At 59.2% G+C, this 14,653-nt stretch carries 21 protein-coding genes; 14 read left to right on the top strand and 7 right to left on the bottom strand.

Translation table 11 applies throughout. From position 1 onward, the window contains the following. Positions 1 to 303: 303 nt before the first annotated feature. Entirely contained in the window at positions 304 to 525 is a 222-nt protein-coding gene (locus tag JQK88_RS25780) for a hypothetical protein (RefSeq protein ID WP_203279862.1), read from the bottom strand. Positions 526 to 1,140: 615 nt separating this feature from the next. On the opposite strand from JQK88_RS25780, the gene JQK88_RS25775 reads away from it, so the two are divergent. The 4 genes from JQK88_RS25775 to JQK88_RS25760 all read left to right on the top strand — a co-directional run bounded on the left by JQK88_RS25775 (position 1,141) and on the right by JQK88_RS25760 (position 3,647). Continuing rightward, positions 1,141 to 1,317, top strand: a complete 177-nt coding sequence (locus JQK88_RS25775; protein WP_246501455.1) for a hypothetical protein — start codon at positions 1,141 to 1,143, stop codon at positions 1,315 to 1,317. A 207-nt stretch (positions 1,318 to 1,524) separates the two neighbouring features. Next, positions 1,525 to 2,547: a glycosyltransferase family 2 protein gene (locus JQK88_RS25770; protein WP_192248346.1), complete on the top strand. Its 1,023-nt coding sequence runs from the start codon at positions 1,525 to 1,527 to the stop codon at positions 2,545 to 2,547. Continuing rightward, positions 2,522 to 3,214 carry a class I SAM-dependent methyltransferase gene (locus JQK88_RS25765; RefSeq protein WP_192248344.1) on the top strand — a complete coding sequence of 231 codons (693 nt, stop codon included), beginning with the start codon at positions 2,522 to 2,524 and terminating at the stop codon, positions 3,212 to 3,214. The genes JQK88_RS25770 and JQK88_RS25765 overlap by 26 nt, the downstream gene beginning before the upstream one ends. After that, positions 3,192 to 3,647 (top strand): GtrA family protein, encoded by a 456-nt coding sequence (locus JQK88_RS25760; RefSeq protein ID WP_192248341.1) that lies wholly within the window; start codon positions 3,192 to 3,194, stop codon positions 3,645 to 3,647. Before JQK88_RS25765 ends, JQK88_RS25760 begins: the two co-directional genes overlap by 23 nt. A 7-nt stretch (positions 3,648 to 3,654) precedes the next feature. Here JQK88_RS25760 and JQK88_RS25755 read toward each other — a convergent pair whose 3' ends face one another. The 4 genes from JQK88_RS25755 to JQK88_RS25740 form a co-directional block, all read right to left on the bottom strand. Continuing rightward, complete coding sequence (locus JQK88_RS25755; protein WP_246750041.1) at positions 3,655 to 4,221, bottom strand: hypothetical protein; 567 nt, start codon at positions 4,219 to 4,221, stop codon at positions 3,655 to 3,657. 43 nt (positions 4,222 to 4,264) lie between these two features. Continuing rightward, positions 4,265 to 5,512, bottom strand: a complete 1,248-nt coding sequence (locus JQK88_RS25750; protein WP_246750040.1) for a putative hexosyltransferase — start codon at positions 5,510 to 5,512, stop codon at positions 4,265 to 4,267. Between the two features lie 2 nt (positions 5,513 to 5,514). Then, complete coding sequence (locus JQK88_RS36440) at positions 5,515 to 5,826, bottom strand: hypothetical protein (protein ID WP_246750039.1); 312 nt, start codon at positions 5,824 to 5,826, stop codon at positions 5,515 to 5,517. A gap of 209 nt (positions 5,827 to 6,035) precedes the next feature. After that, entirely contained in the window at positions 6,036 to 6,239 is a 204-nt protein-coding gene (locus tag JQK88_RS25740) for a CsbD family protein (protein ID WP_203279861.1), read from the bottom strand. Between the two features lie 232 nt (positions 6,240 to 6,471). Between JQK88_RS25740 and JQK88_RS25735 the strand changes: the two genes are divergently transcribed. Continuing rightward, positions 6,472 to 7,278 (top strand): hypothetical protein, encoded by an 807-nt coding sequence (locus tag JQK88_RS25735; RefSeq protein WP_376740453.1) that lies wholly within the window; start codon positions 6,472 to 6,474, stop codon positions 7,276 to 7,278. Positions 7,279 to 7,297: 19 nt separating this feature from the next. Here the strand turns inward: JQK88_RS25735 and JQK88_RS25730 are convergent, their stop codons facing one another. Further along, positions 7,298 to 7,591 carry a hypothetical protein gene (locus tag JQK88_RS25730; RefSeq protein ID WP_203279859.1) on the bottom strand — a complete coding sequence of 98 codons (294 nt, stop codon included), beginning with the start codon at positions 7,589 to 7,591 and terminating at the stop codon, positions 7,298 to 7,300. A 255-nt stretch (positions 7,592 to 7,846) separates the two neighbouring features. On the opposite strand from JQK88_RS25730, the gene gloA2 reads away from it, so the two are divergent. The 7 genes from gloA2 to JQK88_RS25695 all read left to right on the top strand — a co-directional run bounded on the left by gloA2 (position 7,847) and on the right by JQK88_RS25695 (position 12,224). After that, the gene (gloA2, locus tag JQK88_RS25725; protein WP_203279858.1) at positions 7,847 to 8,233 is read left to right on the top strand and encodes an SMU1112c/YaeR family gloxylase I-like metalloprotein; all 387 of its coding nucleotides are present in this window, start codon (positions 7,847 to 7,849) and stop codon (positions 8,231 to 8,233) included. A gap of 343 nt (positions 8,234 to 8,576) precedes the next feature. Beyond that, complete coding sequence (locus JQK88_RS25720; RefSeq protein ID WP_203279857.1) at positions 8,577 to 8,807, top strand: hypothetical protein; 231 nt, start codon at positions 8,577 to 8,579, stop codon at positions 8,805 to 8,807. Next, the gene (locus tag JQK88_RS25715; RefSeq protein WP_203279856.1) at positions 8,804 to 9,076 is read left to right on the top strand and encodes a hypothetical protein; all 273 of its coding nucleotides are present in this window, start codon (positions 8,804 to 8,806) and stop codon (positions 9,074 to 9,076) included. The genes JQK88_RS25720 and JQK88_RS25715 overlap by 4 nt, the downstream gene beginning before the upstream one ends. A 235-nt stretch (positions 9,077 to 9,311) precedes the next feature. Beyond that, positions 9,312 to 10,229 carry a ketopantoate reductase family protein gene (locus JQK88_RS25710; RefSeq protein ID WP_246750038.1) on the top strand — a complete coding sequence of 306 codons (918 nt, stop codon included), beginning with the start codon at positions 9,312 to 9,314 and terminating at the stop codon, positions 10,227 to 10,229. A 32-nt stretch (positions 10,230 to 10,261) separates the two neighbouring features. Continuing rightward, entirely contained in the window at positions 10,262 to 11,002 is a 741-nt protein-coding gene (locus JQK88_RS25705; protein ID WP_203279855.1) for a class I SAM-dependent methyltransferase, read from the top strand. A 19-nt stretch (positions 11,003 to 11,021) separates the two neighbouring features. Next, complete coding sequence (locus JQK88_RS25700) at positions 11,022 to 11,717, top strand: GNAT family N-acetyltransferase (RefSeq protein ID WP_203279854.1); 696 nt, start codon at positions 11,022 to 11,024, stop codon at positions 11,715 to 11,717. A gap of 138 nt (positions 11,718 to 11,855) precedes the next feature. Continuing rightward, positions 11,856 to 12,224, top strand: coding sequence for a hypothetical protein (locus tag JQK88_RS25695; protein WP_246750036.1), 369 nt, complete (start codon positions 11,856 to 11,858; stop codon positions 12,222 to 12,224). A 162-nt stretch (positions 12,225 to 12,386) separates the two neighbouring features. On the opposite strand, the gene JQK88_RS25690 is transcribed toward JQK88_RS25695, so the two are convergent. After that, positions 12,387 to 13,196 carry a sulfite exporter TauE/SafE family protein gene (locus JQK88_RS25690; RefSeq protein ID WP_203279853.1) on the bottom strand — a complete coding sequence of 270 codons (810 nt, stop codon included), beginning with the start codon at positions 13,194 to 13,196 and terminating at the stop codon, positions 12,387 to 12,389. Positions 13,197 to 13,460: 264 nt separating this feature from the next. Here JQK88_RS25690 and JQK88_RS25685 point away from each other — a divergent pair, with 264 nt between their 5' ends. Continuing rightward, entirely contained in the window at positions 13,461 to 13,805 is a 345-nt protein-coding gene (locus tag JQK88_RS25685; RefSeq protein ID WP_203279852.1) for an antibiotic biosynthesis monooxygenase family protein, read from the top strand. 505 nt (positions 13,806 to 14,310) lie between these two features. Further along, positions 14,311 to 14,604, top strand: a complete 294-nt coding sequence (locus tag JQK88_RS25680; protein ID WP_203279851.1) for a GYD domain-containing protein — start codon at positions 14,311 to 14,313, stop codon at positions 14,602 to 14,604. The last annotated feature ends 49 nt before the right edge of the window (positions 14,605 to 14,653 follow it).

Below are 14,653 nucleotides of genomic sequence, written 5' to 3'. Positions count from 1 at the left end.
TCGCTCGCTTGCCGGCCGCCTGCTGAATGAAAAACCTCGCCGCTCCATTCGCGAAGCGGCGAGGCCCCAACCGCCCCAATTGCCGGGCCCCAACACCCGGCGCTTCTGACACTGCAAATCTTGTGCCAGCGGCAAATGATCCATTGTGGGGCAGGGTCATTGCGCGTTAGTTTGTTGTCGTTCCGTGCCGAGCCTCACCAGCGCGCTTAGGCCGGCCGCTGTCCTCCTGGAGGGAAGCGCGCGCGTCCTGGCGCGTCCCTGTGGCTGTTCTTAGGCTATAAAATGCGCCGGCAGGCCCGCGCACTAATTGTGGTTGTCCAACAAGAGGGCAAGCTTTCTGGCTGCGGCGCTTTCTACAATCAGTTCCTCTAGACCATTGTCGCCGACGCGCGATTTGTTGACGCGACGCCTGGTTACACGGAGCGCTTCAGATACCGAAACTGCGGTGGTCGTCGCGTGACCATCCAGACGTCGGCCGACTTCAATCACGGCATCTGCATCGACGTCGAATGGCAATTCTCGCATTGGCACCCTCCCGCGGCACCCGAACTTGCTCCCGAATTGTCGCACTGAAACTGAAGCCGGCGCCTCGCCTGCCCGCTTTCGCATGGAACCGAGTCTGGGTCACCGGCTTATATTAGCTAGTGTGAACATAACAAGATTCTGAAAGGAGGATGCGAAATGGCTGACGACAAATTTCGCCAGCAAATTCCGTCTCACGATCCCCGAGGTTCGCGAAGTTAACAAGAAGCACGGAAACAGTCGAGAGACGCCTAGAGCGTGAAGCTGAACGGCTAGGCAAGAGGTAGACTGCCATGGGGCGTTATCATGTCGACGAGCTTTATGGCGAAGAGGTCGTCACCTTGCTGGATACGGAATGCGTATGATGCTCTCCCCGCTGTCGAAGCGGTAACCGGAAAGGTGGTCTATCCAAGGGCAGTGCAGCAGCGGCACTGGTTCCGAGTGATCGACGAAACCGGAAATCTTCAGATCGTCGACTTCGCAAAATGACCAAGCTTTCAGACCTCGGGCGGCCGATCGGCGGCTGGCGACGTAGCGAGCCCGTCAAGCACAACGCCATCTTACTAACTCATGAGCACCCGAGGCCTCGACTTCCTATACAAATGGATTTCCGAGCATATGCCGGAGGGACCGATTGATGACTTTGGCTTGTTCGTCATCGATATGGCAGACCAGGCCATGCGGGCTGCCGATGCTGAAGGCATCGCGATTCAGGAGATCGATGAAGAGATCGGCAGCGTCTATGAAGCGATCATCCACGCAGTCGAACATCGTGAAGGCGGTCTCGCGGGGTGAAACCGCCAACCGATGGATGCCTCGGGCACCAAATCGTCGACCACTTGAACGTGCGAGCAACGCAGCCTCTCCGACACCGACGAGCCGCATACAAAAGATTTCTCTAATTTAGGAATGACTTATGGAACTTTGGGGCGCCCGTTTCATTTCACCCGCATGCGAAATTCTGTCGTCCAAGGCATCAGGACTGGGGTGAATGCGCCGTCCATGCCGCGCTACTCGCTGGTCCTGCCGATATACAATGAAGAACAGGTGTTGCCTCGGCTGGTCGAGCGGATCAGGTCGCTGATCTACCGGTTAGACGGAGAAACCGAGGCGATTTTCATCGATGACGGAAGCCGCGATGGCAGCGTAAGCTACCTTCGGCGTGTGGTCGCCGACGAGCCTCGTTTCCGGCTGATCGAGCTTTCCCGCAATTTCGGGCACCAGATCGCGATCACAGCCGGCATGGACGCCGCCGAGGGGGATGCCGTTATCGTCATGGATGCCGACCTTCAAGACCCACCCGAGGTGGTTCTCGATTTGGTAGCGAAGTGGAAGGAAGGTTTCGAGATTGTCTATGCCCGCCGCGTCAAGCGCGAGGGCGAAACTTGGTTTAAGCGCTTTACGGCAAGTCTCTTCTACCGCTTGCTCGAGAAGATGACGTCAGTCGACATCCCACGCGACGTTGGGGATTTCCGCCTGGTCGGACGCAAGGCGCTGGAAACTTTTAGACAGATGCCCGAACAAGATCGCTTCGTCAGGGGCATGTTCGGCTGGATGGGCTTCAAGCAAACGGCGGTGCCTTTCGAACGCGCAGCGCGGACCCTGGGGCAGACCAAATACCCATTCTGGAAAATGGTGCACCTTGCCGTGCACGGCATAGTCAGCTTCTCAGAGCAACCGCTGCGCCTGGCGCTCTGGGGCGGGTTGTGCATTTCGACGCTTGCCGTAGTCTTTGGCGCCTACGCCATTTTCGCCTGGATCTTTGAAACCGGCATTATTGCCGGCTGGACGTCCACCGTGGTGATCGTGTCGCTCCTGTGCGGTATCAATCTTTTCATGACCGGCGTGGTCGGACTTTATGTCGGCAGCATTCACGCCGAGGTCAAACGCCGCCCCCTTTACGTGATTGATCGCCTCACCGGTTTTGACAAGGCGAAGCGTGCGTCCCCTGGTGAGAGCCGCCGATCGTTTCGCAAACCCCGGAATGGGATCTCGGCCAATGTCCGAACTCTTCGACAGCTATAGATTGAATTATGGCGAGGCGGTCCAATGTTCAATCGGGTTTTCCGGCCTCAAGCACGACTTCTTTCTAGTGGCGAAGGCCGACTTGCTGCGACGCGTTGTTGTCGAGCGAGGGCTTCGTCACGGCGGCTCGGGTGTTCGGGCGCTAGACGTCGGCTGCGGCATCGGTTCGCTCCATCCCTATCTCGAAGGCGCTTTCGACTGCCTGGATGGCTGCGATATCTCGCAAGAATCGATCCTGCGTGCCAGCCAGGACAATCCACACGTCTCCTACAGGGCCTGCAACACGCCGAACTTGCCATATGGCCATGGCGCGTTCGATTTGGCATTCGCCAGTTGCGTCGTCCATCATGTTCCACCGGCCTCATGGCTCGAATTCCTTCGGGAGATGCGGCGCGTCGTGCGGCCGGGCGGCGTCGCCTGCATCATTGAGCACAATCCTTATAATCCGCTGACGCGTCTCGCGGTGTTCCGGTGTCCATTCGACCAGGCCGCCGTCCTGCTCAGCGCAGCCCAAACAGCATCCCTCTTTCAAGAAGCAGGCTTCAGGAACATCCGATCCGAGCACTTCCTGCTGTTGCCGTCAGCCAGGCCGTTCGCCAGAAAAGTCGAGCGCGCGCTCGCGTCCCTGCCGCTGGGAGCACAATATGCGTGTAGTGCGGTTGTCTGAGCATCGGCCTGTTCGTGGCGGCGCCCTGAGGCTTTTGGCGCGCTTCGGCTTGGTCGGCATCGCCGCCACAATCCTGTATGCTGGATTGGTTGCCATTTTCACCAAATCGGAACGGATCGGCTTCACGCCCATCCAGGCCTCGCTTGCTGCATACGCCGCAGCCACTCTGTTCTCGTATCTGGCTCACAAATCCGTAACGTTCGTGTCGGGCGAACCGCATCAATCTGAGGCTCCCCGTTTTCTTGTGTTGGCGGCGACAGGCTTGGCCATCGCCTACGGGGCGCCAGCGCTGTTGACGGTGAAGCTGGGCCTGCCCCTCATCGTCCCTGTGGTAGTTACCTGCTTGCTCGTCCCGGGGGTCAATTTCTTCGTGCTCGACCGGTGGGTCTTTGCCGAGAGCAGGCTTGGTCGGCACGGCAATCGCTCCGCTTGATTATTATCTAAGCGGCGTCCAGCCGGAACGACACCAACTTGATGGAGCGCTTGTAGATGTTGCTGGCGGCCGCGCTGGGCGGAATCCCGTCGAGATAGTCGAAGGCCATGTCGAGCGCCTTCGCGTTCGCAAAGGCCGCGTGCGGAATGACGAACGAGACCGTCGTCGGTTCTTTGCCAGACAATGTCACCTTATGTGTCGGAATGCCGTTCACCGAGATCAGAACCCTTTGTGACATCTGCGGCGGACGAATGACGGCGGCCATTTGTAGTGTTGCTGTCAGGCCGTCGCGTAGCGGTGGAATCTCCAAGCGAAGCCGCGACGTCTCGCCCAGCGAATGGGTGCCGTCGGCGACCGGCCCCGACCAGCCACAGACTAACATTCCGGCTGCCTGTTTGGCGCCGTCGGACCGGAAGGATACTCTCTGGCCAACTGTGTAGCTGCCGAGGGCATCTCTGTTGAGGCATGTCGTCGTCCGGTCGATGTAATAGGCACGATAGTCGGCGTTGACATCCGGGTGGAGAGCCAGCGCGAGGATCACGACTTCGGACACGGCCAGAACTGCCGCGACCATGTAGCCGCCAAACGAGCCAGCACGATCATAGGGCCACAGGGTGTCAGACCAAGGCAAGGTAGCCTCCAATCCATGCCATTGTCATGAAATAACAGGCGCCCAAGAAGAGAACCAAAATGGCGAGCCAGATCAGTTTCGACGCCGACAACAGGATGGCCATCAACATAATCAGAGGCGCAAGCCCAATAACGTATCTGACCATGGAGGCCAGGTTGGTGATCAGTGGCAGGATGATGCAGACCGCACAGAAGAGCCCGGCGCCATATTGCCCGCGAACCGCCAGAACGACTGACAACGCCAGTCCGGTGAGCGCCGCGAGTGCGCTCCATTGCGGCGCCGTAGGCAGCCATCCAGTAGTCGGAACAGCAGAGAGGCCATCCCAGAGAAAGAGGAGCGGATTGCCCGCCACACGCCCAAACGCGCGTTGGACATGCAAGAACGCAAAGCCGTCCCCGACAGTGACATACAAAAATAGGATGTAAGCGAACAAACCGGCAGGCGAGATTAAGATGGCAACGAGTAGATCTGGTCGGCTGAGCAGCCAACGTGGGAAGGAAAGCGCCGTGTTGCCCTGTCCGCGATGCTGCTGGAACATCTGAATGGCGGTCGCAAATACAACGAGGACCCCAACGAGCCTCGTAGCCGACAGGAGCGCCGATGAAACGCCCGCGACCAAGTAGTTGGAGCGTTTGAGGGCCAGAAAAACGCACGAAGTTAGGAGAACAAAAAGGGGTTCAGTAAGGAACGTAGTGAAATGGAAGGAGAATGGGCCGCTAAGGAGAAAGGCGCAATAAAGAACATATGCCCGCATATTCTTCCCGAACAGCGGCCATGCTACAAGACATGCGGCGTAGCTGCAGGCAATCGAGGTAATCGATGCCACCAGTATTGTAGGAAAAGGGAAAACCGTCCGGATCCCCGCTACCAGCATGGGATACAATGGGAAGAAGCCCCATCGTCCGACATTGCTCTGATTTGGAATGGGAAAGCTCTCATAGCCGAGTTCGGAAATATCCACATACCAGTGGCAATCCCATCGACAGAGCGCGCGAGCATAAGACTCAAAGTCTGGTTCTGCCGACACCGAAGCAAAAGCGGCATAGCGAATGGCAATCCCACTGATCGCGAACAGGAGCGGCACAGCCACCACGGCTGACGCCTCTAGGAGGCGCTTGTCGATCGACCGCCTGTCGTGGGAAATCTCGAAATGCTTGCCTTGGTCCGTCAACGAGGACGCATGGCCGGTGCCCTTGATGACGGTGGCGAGTTTGTTCGTCCTACCTTTAGCCATCTCTAAGCCGGATGCGCTTGCATTCCCTGTCGGGAATCCTGATCGACGGTGGCCGATGCCTCGAGCCCTTTCAAGAGTCTGGGGTGGACAGCGAAATCGTCAAGTGGAACATTAGCGATTTCTAACGGTCGGGATCGGGATATAAGTGCGGCGATGGGCGCTCGCGTCCGGGGGGGCTCGCCGGTGACAAGTGCGGCCGCGCAGCCATCGCCCCAAAGGCAGAACGACAGCAGCTTTTCTAGTTCAGTGGTTTCGCTGAGATGCAAGGTGCAGAGCTCGATATTGACCAGAAGGACCTTCGCGCGCGGGTCCATTAACGTCTCCGAGAACTGGTTTCTTCCCGGGCGATCGACCGCCTACTGGCCCCCGGCCCTAGCTCGCCGCCCTTCGCCAAAATAGAAAGTGCTCGATCTAGGGGGACGCTAATCGAACACCGGCGCCGAAGTGTGGATGGGTTAGGGTTGCACCCTCAACAGAAAGGCGCTGCCATGCGACAGCGCCCCATCGATTGCCGAAAAGGCTTCTACCAGCCTTGTCGGATATACCAGTCGTCGATATCCCGACGCACGCGATCCTTCTCAATCCCATAACGCTCCTGGATCTTGCCTTCGAGTTGGTCGCGCTTGCCGGCGATGCGGTCCAGATCGTCATCAGTGAGCTTGCCCCACTGCTCCTTGACCTTGCCTTTGACTTGCTTCCAGTTTCCCTCAACGCGGTTCCAGTCCATGGTCAACAACCTCCTTGGTTTTACACAAATGCAAAACGGTCGTTCACCGCCTAGGTTCCAAAGGGGAGGGGTTATTGGGTCTGGCGTGTCTCCGTTCACGCATGAACCATAAAGGTTGCTGATCGTTCTGTGCGAAACAGATTGATGGCGCATTGCGGAAAAATCGGACGCTAATCTCGTGCCGCAGAAAAAAGGCCCCCCCGGTGCCGAAGCGCGCTTTCCGTTCGATAGAATGGCCGTCGAGCGATTTCGACACGCTTTTCCGCGAGCGAGGTGGAGCGATGTGCGCAAGAGCTGGTTCGTCCCGGGAAAGACGGCCACCCGCCGGATCGACCGCTGGTTGGCGCAAGAGGCAGAGATGTTGGCCATTCACGGAGACAGCAAGGGACGTGATGCCTTCGCCTTCGATCCGATATCGAGCCCATACCTGGAGGTGTCGGACGACCTACGTGTTCGCACGCCTTACTCGAAGACGATTCTCGAGGAACTGCGGGCAGTTCCGTGGGCAAGTTGGGACGACGAATTGCGGGCCTGGCGGGTGCCGTTCCGATCGTATGAGGAGCTACGGCGACGGTGGCCCAGGATCGAACGGGCTGCCCAACATGCCGAACCCGAAGCAAGGAAGCGACGACGAGAGGTCGCCAGAAAGACTGAAGCCTACAAGGCCGCACAACAGCGGAATGCCGAACGTCGCCGCCATCGCTATCCACTGCCAGCTGAAGATTTGCCGCCTCTTGGTCGGCCAGTTGCGACAGAGAAATACGGCATCGTCGTTTTCAATGAAGTGTCCGGCGAATTCGTTGAGCCTTTTGAGTTGACGGCTTCATTCCAATCGCAATGCGACTACGTTTGGGGCCGCTGGCGTTCGGCCACGCTCCCCGAATTGGTCAGGACGTGGCCCGCACGCAGTCCGCCAGGAGTGGACGAACGTTCGAGGGGCTGGTGGCAACCGACACTTGCCGAACTGAGAATTGCTCGTCGAAACGCCCGGAGCATCGAACGCAGAAAACAAAATCGCGCCCTCAAGACGGGTGGCTGACATAGCTGTTTGAAATTGATCAACCAGACCGCATCACACCCGGCTCTTCGGTGGGCGGATTACTATCGCGAGATCGCAGCTCGGAATTATCACGCACTACGTCGGAAAAATTGACGGTGGCAACCAGATAGCCTGCCTCGTCGTAAACCTTGATAATCGAGCCCGATTGATCAGCGCCGGTCGAGGATCCTGTCGACAGGGCGGCATGGGCCATTTCGATTGCTCTCGGGCTGGCCAGGTCGGCGCTGGAAAGCTCCTGCTCCAATGTCGTGGTTTTGCCGAACTCTACGATCTCAAAGCGGAAATTGGGCATGGTGTCACCTCCTGCTTCCATGCAATGTCCAAGATGGCAGAGCGTTCCAAAGGACGGTGATCGGTCCCCAACCTTACACACCTGCAACCTGAGCAGCGGGCGAGGCGGCGCAGGGCTCTTGGTAATGCGCGATTCGATGCTACTGGGGTGAGGTTCCGCCGCACCCCGTTCACACCGAAGCGGATCCTCGCGGGTCTAAAGCATGACTTGTGATCGCTCTGTTTGCTTTGTCCGCGCTCACATAAGGCCAATTCGATGTTTCTGGGAATCCATCATGTCGCAATCATCTGCAGTGACTACGAGGTCTCGAAGCAGTTCTACACGAACAAGCTCGATTTCGTTGTGGTGGACGAAAATTGGCGCGCCGAAAGGCAATCTTGGAAGTGCGACTTGCGCCATGGACCTGTGCAGATTGAGTTGTTCAGTTTTCCAGCACCACCGAGCCGGCCCACTAGGCCTGAGGCATGCGGATTGCGACACTTAGCATTCTCGGTCGACTCGGTTGAGGTGACCGCCCGGTTACTTCGGGCGCGAGGCGTGGAAGTTGAGCCTATCCGAATAGATCCCTACACAGGACGTTCGTTTACTTTCATTGCGGACCCTGACGGACTCCCCATTGAACTCTACGAGGGTGGGGCCTGATAGTCGGGGGATGGCGACGAGAAAGAACGGCGAACCGGCCAAGCAGGTTCAAGGCTCATTCAGATACGCTAACACTTCACCCTTGACGATCCGAGCGCCCCTGGCGCGCCGGCCCGAGGTCGGTGCTCCTATGTGCGGCGCCAAGATTGCGTTCGACATTGCCGCGAGGCCGCTGGGACTTGCGGTTCCATCTCAAATACAGAGAGCACCCAGCCGGGACCCTTAGGCGGTAACTCATCCGGTTCCAGCGGGTCTTCAGCAGTTTCTACGCGGAGCGGCGGCGCAGCACCCCGCGGCGGAACAGCGGCACTCCTCGCGAGTTATTTCATTAGGAGTGACTAATATGAGATTCCTGATCTTGCAGGAGCCGATCGACACCTGGGCCGTAATTGACACCATCGTGGACGTGCCGGCGGATTTCGCTACCCAATGCCTCATCGGTTTGACGCGCGATAGCGCCGAATGGTTCGCGGCAAGATGCAATCAAAAAATGTCGCGAAGCGTCCTGGGCAATCTGGACACGCCGCGACGCGCTATGAAAATTCCTGAAACGGTTGGTCGACAGGCCACATGATGACCGAAGAAGCGCTTGCGGCAGTTTTGGCAGTGAGGAACAAGGAAGCCCAGATCCTGGGTGTGTTCGATAGCACCAATAAAACCGATGCCACTCTTGACGTCCGCCGACTGGGCGAGGCGGTTCAGTTTGTCGCCAATGCTCCGATCTTGGGTTACGATGTCCGTGCCGCAATGGTCGTATATGGCGACCTGGGGACTCCAACTCTTCGAGCCAGAGATTGCGAACAGCTGTGGGCCAAATACGGAAAGGCACTGCTCGCGTGTTAATGAGATCAGATCTTGGCCGGGCTACCCGTGCCGCATGACCTCATCGATGCCTGCGCTGCAAACACAGGAACGAACAACTCCGCGTGCTGCGTCAGATAGGCGCTGACGTCAGTCTTGAAGGCGCCACATCCGGCACCGGGCTGGCCTTGTATTCAAGGAAATGCTTATATTCACTGATCCGGCGAATGCTATTCCAGCTTCGCGGCTAATCGCGGCAGCTGGCGTCGAGAGCGGCATGCGGATCGCAATGATAGGGGCGGGCGGCATCGGCGGCTATCTCGGCGCAAGGCTCGCCGAGGCGGGGGGCGACGTCAGCTTCATTGCTCGCGGTGCCCATTTGCAGGCAATGCGCAAGGGCGGCCTGCGAATTCAAAGCGATCTCGGCAACGTCTTTCTCCCCAGGGTGTCCGCGAGCGACGCGCCGGCCGACATCGGTCCCGTCGATCTCGCGATTTTTGCGGTCAAGCTCTACGACAGTGAGAAGGCCGCAGCAGCGCTGGGACCGCTGATAAGCAGGAATACGCGTATCGTGACGTTGCAAAATGGCATCGACAGCGTCGAAACGCTCGGTCGTTATGTTCCTGGCGACCAGGTGATTGGCGGAGCCACCTACTTGTCTGCATTCATCAAACAGCCGGGAGAAGTCGTCCACGCTGGCGGGCTGCGTGACATCCTGGTCGGCGGGCATCGCGACCCTCTCATCAAGGACCTTCAGGCGCTCTGCGATCGTGCTGTAGGGCTCGAGCTGAAGCCGGTTGCCGACATCGACAATGTGCTGTGGGAGAAGTTCGTGACGCTCGCGGCCTTTTCCGGAGGGACGTCGCTCATGCGCTCCGGGATCGGTCCGATCCTCGACGACCCCCAGGCACGCATCTTCATCGAGCAACTGCGCGACGAGGGGATGGCGGTCGCGGCGGCGGCCGGCCATCCGATGGCCGAGGGGTTCGAAGGGCGCGTCATGACCAGATGGACCGCATTCCCCCCGCACGTAAAATCGTCGATGGCCAACGACCTCGAAAGAGGCAAGCCGATCGAGGTCGCCTGGCTGTCCGGGCGGATGCACGAGTTGGGCATCAAGTTCGGTATTGCGACCCCTGGCCACACGGCGGTCTTCCGCGCCTTGCATCTCTACGCAGCTGGTGCCGCGCCCTAGCGGTGTCCCATCAATGTTCCTTGGGAGGATACATGGCAAGTTCGTCGAGCGAGAGCATGCCGGTGACGTCAGCTGACGAGGCAACCGGCACCCAGGACATATTCAACAAGGAGCTGGAGACGTATCGCAGGGTCGTGGCCACCAACCTCATGTTCCACCGCGAGGTCTACGGGCTCCTGCGCGATCTGCTCGTCGAGCATGCTCCAGGGTCGTTTCGGTTCCTCGACGTGGCGTGCGGCGATGCTGCTGCCTCGGCCGCGATGCTGAAGACGACCGCGATCGGCGGCTACGTCGGCATCGACCTGTCGGAAGCGTCACTGAGGCTGGCCGATCGCGCGCTCGAAGGGCTCCCGTGCCCGGTCGAGCTGCGCCGCGGCGATTTCGCGGAAGCGATGGCGAACTGGTCGGAACCCGTCGACGTGATCTGGATCGGCATGTCGCTGCACCACCTGGCGACCGAAGGCAAGGCGAGGCTGATGCGGCACGCCCGCAGGGCCTTGGGCGGCCTGGGCCTATTCGTCATCTGGGAGCCGACCCTGTTCGAGGGAGAGGATCGCGCTGCCTGGCTCGCCCGCTTCTCCTTGCAGCGCGATAGATGGTCAACCCTTTCCGACGAGGAGTTCGCTGCCATGAAACGGCATATGCTTGTGGCCGATTTCCCCGAAACCGCCGACACATGGCTCGGCATGGGGCGGGATGCCGGGTTTCGCCGCGCGGAGGAGATTTTCATGATGCCCAACAGAATGGGCAGAGTATTCCGCTACTGGAACTAGCCAGCGCGTCGGGGCGACCGTGTCATCAAATCCGAAACCGGGTGAGATCCCGCCGGGCGACGCTCCGGTTCCCGCTGCCGTCGTGCTGGTCGGTCGCTGGGGAAGCCTGCGCCCGCTCGACGCCGAGCGCGACGGATCCTGTCTCTACCCGCTCTCGCATGACGAGCACACGAATGCCACATGGGTCGACATGAAGGTCGGCCCGTTCGCCAGTGAGCAAGCTTTCGCTGACCATGTCGCAGAACTGGTGGCTGACAAGAAACGGGCCTTCTTCGCCGTAGCCGGCGTCGACGACAAGCCGCTGGGATGGCTCTGCCTCATGGAGGCAAGACCCGCCCATCATGTCGTCGAGCTCGGCTATGTGCTCTACACGCCGCCGCTGCAGCGCACGCGGCTGGCCACCGAGGCGCTCTACCTGATCCTGCGCCATGTCTTCGACGATCTCGGCTACCGGCGCCTTGAATGGACATGCACCTCGACCAACCAGCGCTCGCGCAAGGCGGCCGACCGGCTGGGCTTCGTCTATGAGGGCACGCAGCGCCAGGGCCTGTTCCTGAAGGGCAAGCCTTGCGACATCTGTGTCTATTCGATGCTTTCCAGCGAATGGCCGGCCCATCGCTCAGCTTTTGAGGCTTGGCTCGATCCTGGCAATTTCGCGGACGGGCGGCAGCTTCGCTCGGTTGCCGAGATCAGGGCCGGCCTGGGAGTCATTTGAGGATGGTGACAGTTATGCTTTCGATCGATCGGACTCGTCATGCGGATGCCGAAGCCTTGTCTGTCATCGCGGCACACTTGGAAATGAAAATGTCGGTCGACGAAACTGAACGTCGGCTCGCCGGCAGGGCAGGACTTTATGAACGCGCTCGAAATCTCCAATCAGCAACTGTCGCGGCTGGCGGACGAGGCGATAGACCTCGCCAGGACCTATGGGGCGTCGCCCGATGAACGTCCGGCCTTTCCATCGACCAGTGGTAAACAAACAACGGAACTCTTCTCGCGGCCCTGGGCCGAGGAGGGGCGAGGTCCGGATGTCCTGCAGGACTTCAAGTCGATCGCCGAGCATGGGCGGCCATCCACCGGCAGGTTCTTCGGCTATGTCCTCGGTTCCGGCGAGCCTGTGGGCGCCCTGGGAGGATTGTTCGCGGCGGTGCTCAATCAGAATGTGACGTCGTGGCGGTCGGCTCCGGCGGCGACATCGATCGAACACAGCGTCGTCGGATGACTGGCGCAAGCAGTCGGTTGCGCGGGGTTCACCGGCAGCCCGTGCGGCGGCGGCTTGGCGGCGAACCTGATGGCGCTGGCAATGGCTCGGATAGAGGCGGCCGAGTGACTGGAGGCGGCCGAGCGACTGGAGGCAGCCGAGTGAATGGAAGCAGCCGAGTGACTACTTGTGCCGCCAGACCTTTACGGCCGATATAACCAGGATCAGCGCGAGTGCCGGAAGCAGCGCGTAACTCGGCACCAGCCCGAGCAACTGGCCACCGATGAATGTCCCTATGGTTGATCCGGCGGCCATGATCAGAAGGAACTTCTTGTTGCGGCCGATGACCGAGAAGCTCTGATCTCGGCTGTAGCGAGTGAACCCAACGAGCATCGTCGGCAGACTCACGGCGAGCGACAGGCTGCCCGCCAGCTTGATATCGGCGCCGAACAGCAGAACCAGCGTCGGGATCAGCAGCTCTCCGCCGCCGACTCCGAGGAGCGAGGCGACGATGCCGATGATGAACCCAGCAATGACCCCTGCTACGAGCAATGCTGTGCCGGTGAACAGCGCCTGACTTGTCGTTGCATCGTGACCGAACAACAGCACGGCCGCGATGACGACCAGGAGCAAGGTTATCACCTTGTAGAGCGCTTCCGATTTGAGGCGTGTCGCCCACCCTGCTCCGAACCAGGCACCCCAGAGGCTACCAGCAAGCAGATTGAGGATGACCGGCCAATGGGCCGCCACGTCGGCAAAGGGCACTGTCTGCGCCCTGAATGGCAAAGCTGTGGCCACCACGACCAGGCTCATCGCCTTGTTCAGGATCACTGCTTCCAGCGCAACGAAGTTGAACATGCCAATCAATAGCGGCAGACGAAACTCAGCGCCGCCGAGACCAATCAGCCCGCCGAGCGCACCTATGACTACACCGCCACCGAATGCAGCTGGCATATTGCGAGGGGTAATCGATGCAGTCGCGTCTTGCGTCATGCGTTACAGTTACGTGGAAAGAACGCGCCATGCAGCGCTTTTTTCGAGAGCTCGGGCACTCAAAGCTAAAGCCGAAGCAGCCTCACTGGATCGCACCCGATCGGGCTGTGCAACCCCTATCAGCTGACGCCCGATCGGGCGCTCTCGTCCGCGCCAAGAAGGTTTTGCTAGGAACCGACCCGCCGCCCTATGAGTGTCGCATTTCTAACTTGCTAGCGGTGTCTCATCCCTAACTTGCTTTAACAATGGGTGGGAGATTTTCCTGTGATTGCTGTTATTTCTGAATTGTGGCCCTACCCGGATCGGCAAAGTGACTACGATACCCTAGCGGCAGAGTTGCGCCCGCTACTGGAGTCCATCGACGGCTTCATCTCGGCGGAGCGGTTCGAGAGCTGCCAAGAACCCGGAAAGTTCCTCTCCTTTTCGCTCTGGCGCGACGAAGCTGCGCTGGCACACTGGCGCAATCTCGAAGAGCATCGCATTATTATGGCTAAGGGGCGTGACGGCATACTGCGCGATTATCGTATACGGGTCACCAATGTCCTCTGGGATTACAGCTTGAAGGGGCGTTCCGAAGCGCCCGCTGATTCTCGCGCATTGTTCGGCTAGCGCTACCACTTCGACTTCATGGCCATGCGCGGTCATTTCGACGGCCGTCACAATGTTACAAAAAGTCACGTAAGTTGTTGATTTTATTAACACAATCGAGAGTTCAATCCTCTCTCGCAGCACCAGCCTATCTCCTTGAAATCATTGAAGCCCTTGATTTGCAAGGCATTGCGGCCATTGTCTTGTTGCAAAATTCGTAACAAATGGTTGCAAGCGTCATGGCCCGGAGCCAATCGGTAGTTCTTATTCCGCGACGGCCGCTACTACGCTCGGCCGGTCATTCTGAAGGACCTTCGCCCTGCCATGGCGGGAAGACGCACCTTCGAACGCCCCTCCGAGCTGACCGCCGCGCCGAAGAAACTGCCAGGGGCAGTCGCGACCATCCAACGGCGGTCATGGCCTTCCTTACCGCAAGTGGTTCGCGCACCTGACTCGTGTTATCGTAGTTCCGGGAGACGGCGGACGCGCCGTGAGTGCCCGCCCGCTCCCACCATGGGAGGAACAAATGGCTTATTACGTATTGCTGTCAAATTTCACAGATCAAGGTATCAAGGCCATAAAGGATACTCAGAAACGTGCTGAGGCCTTCAAGGCGATGGCCAGCAAGAACGGCATCAAGGTTCACACCCTGTTGTGGACGCTTGGTCAACATGATGTCGTGGCGATTGCCGAAGCCGACGACGACATTGCTGCGACCGCACTGGCCTTATCGATCGCATCGCTAGGCAACATCAGAACTCAGACATTGAGAGCGTTCGACGCGGCGGATATGGCCAAGATAATGGCAAAGATGGCCTGACCGCCGCTGTGCTGCCTTGCGCAGACGGTTGAAGCCGACCGCTAAGCCG

It is taken from the genome of Mesorhizobium caraganae (assembly GCF_016836705.1).
Classification (GTDB): Bacteria; Pseudomonadota; Alphaproteobacteria; order Rhizobiales; family Rhizobiaceae; genus Mesorhizobium; species Mesorhizobium caraganae.
The sequence above is the reverse complement of the archived record's forward strand: the minus strand, read 5'-3'. Positions and strand labels throughout refer to the sequence as shown.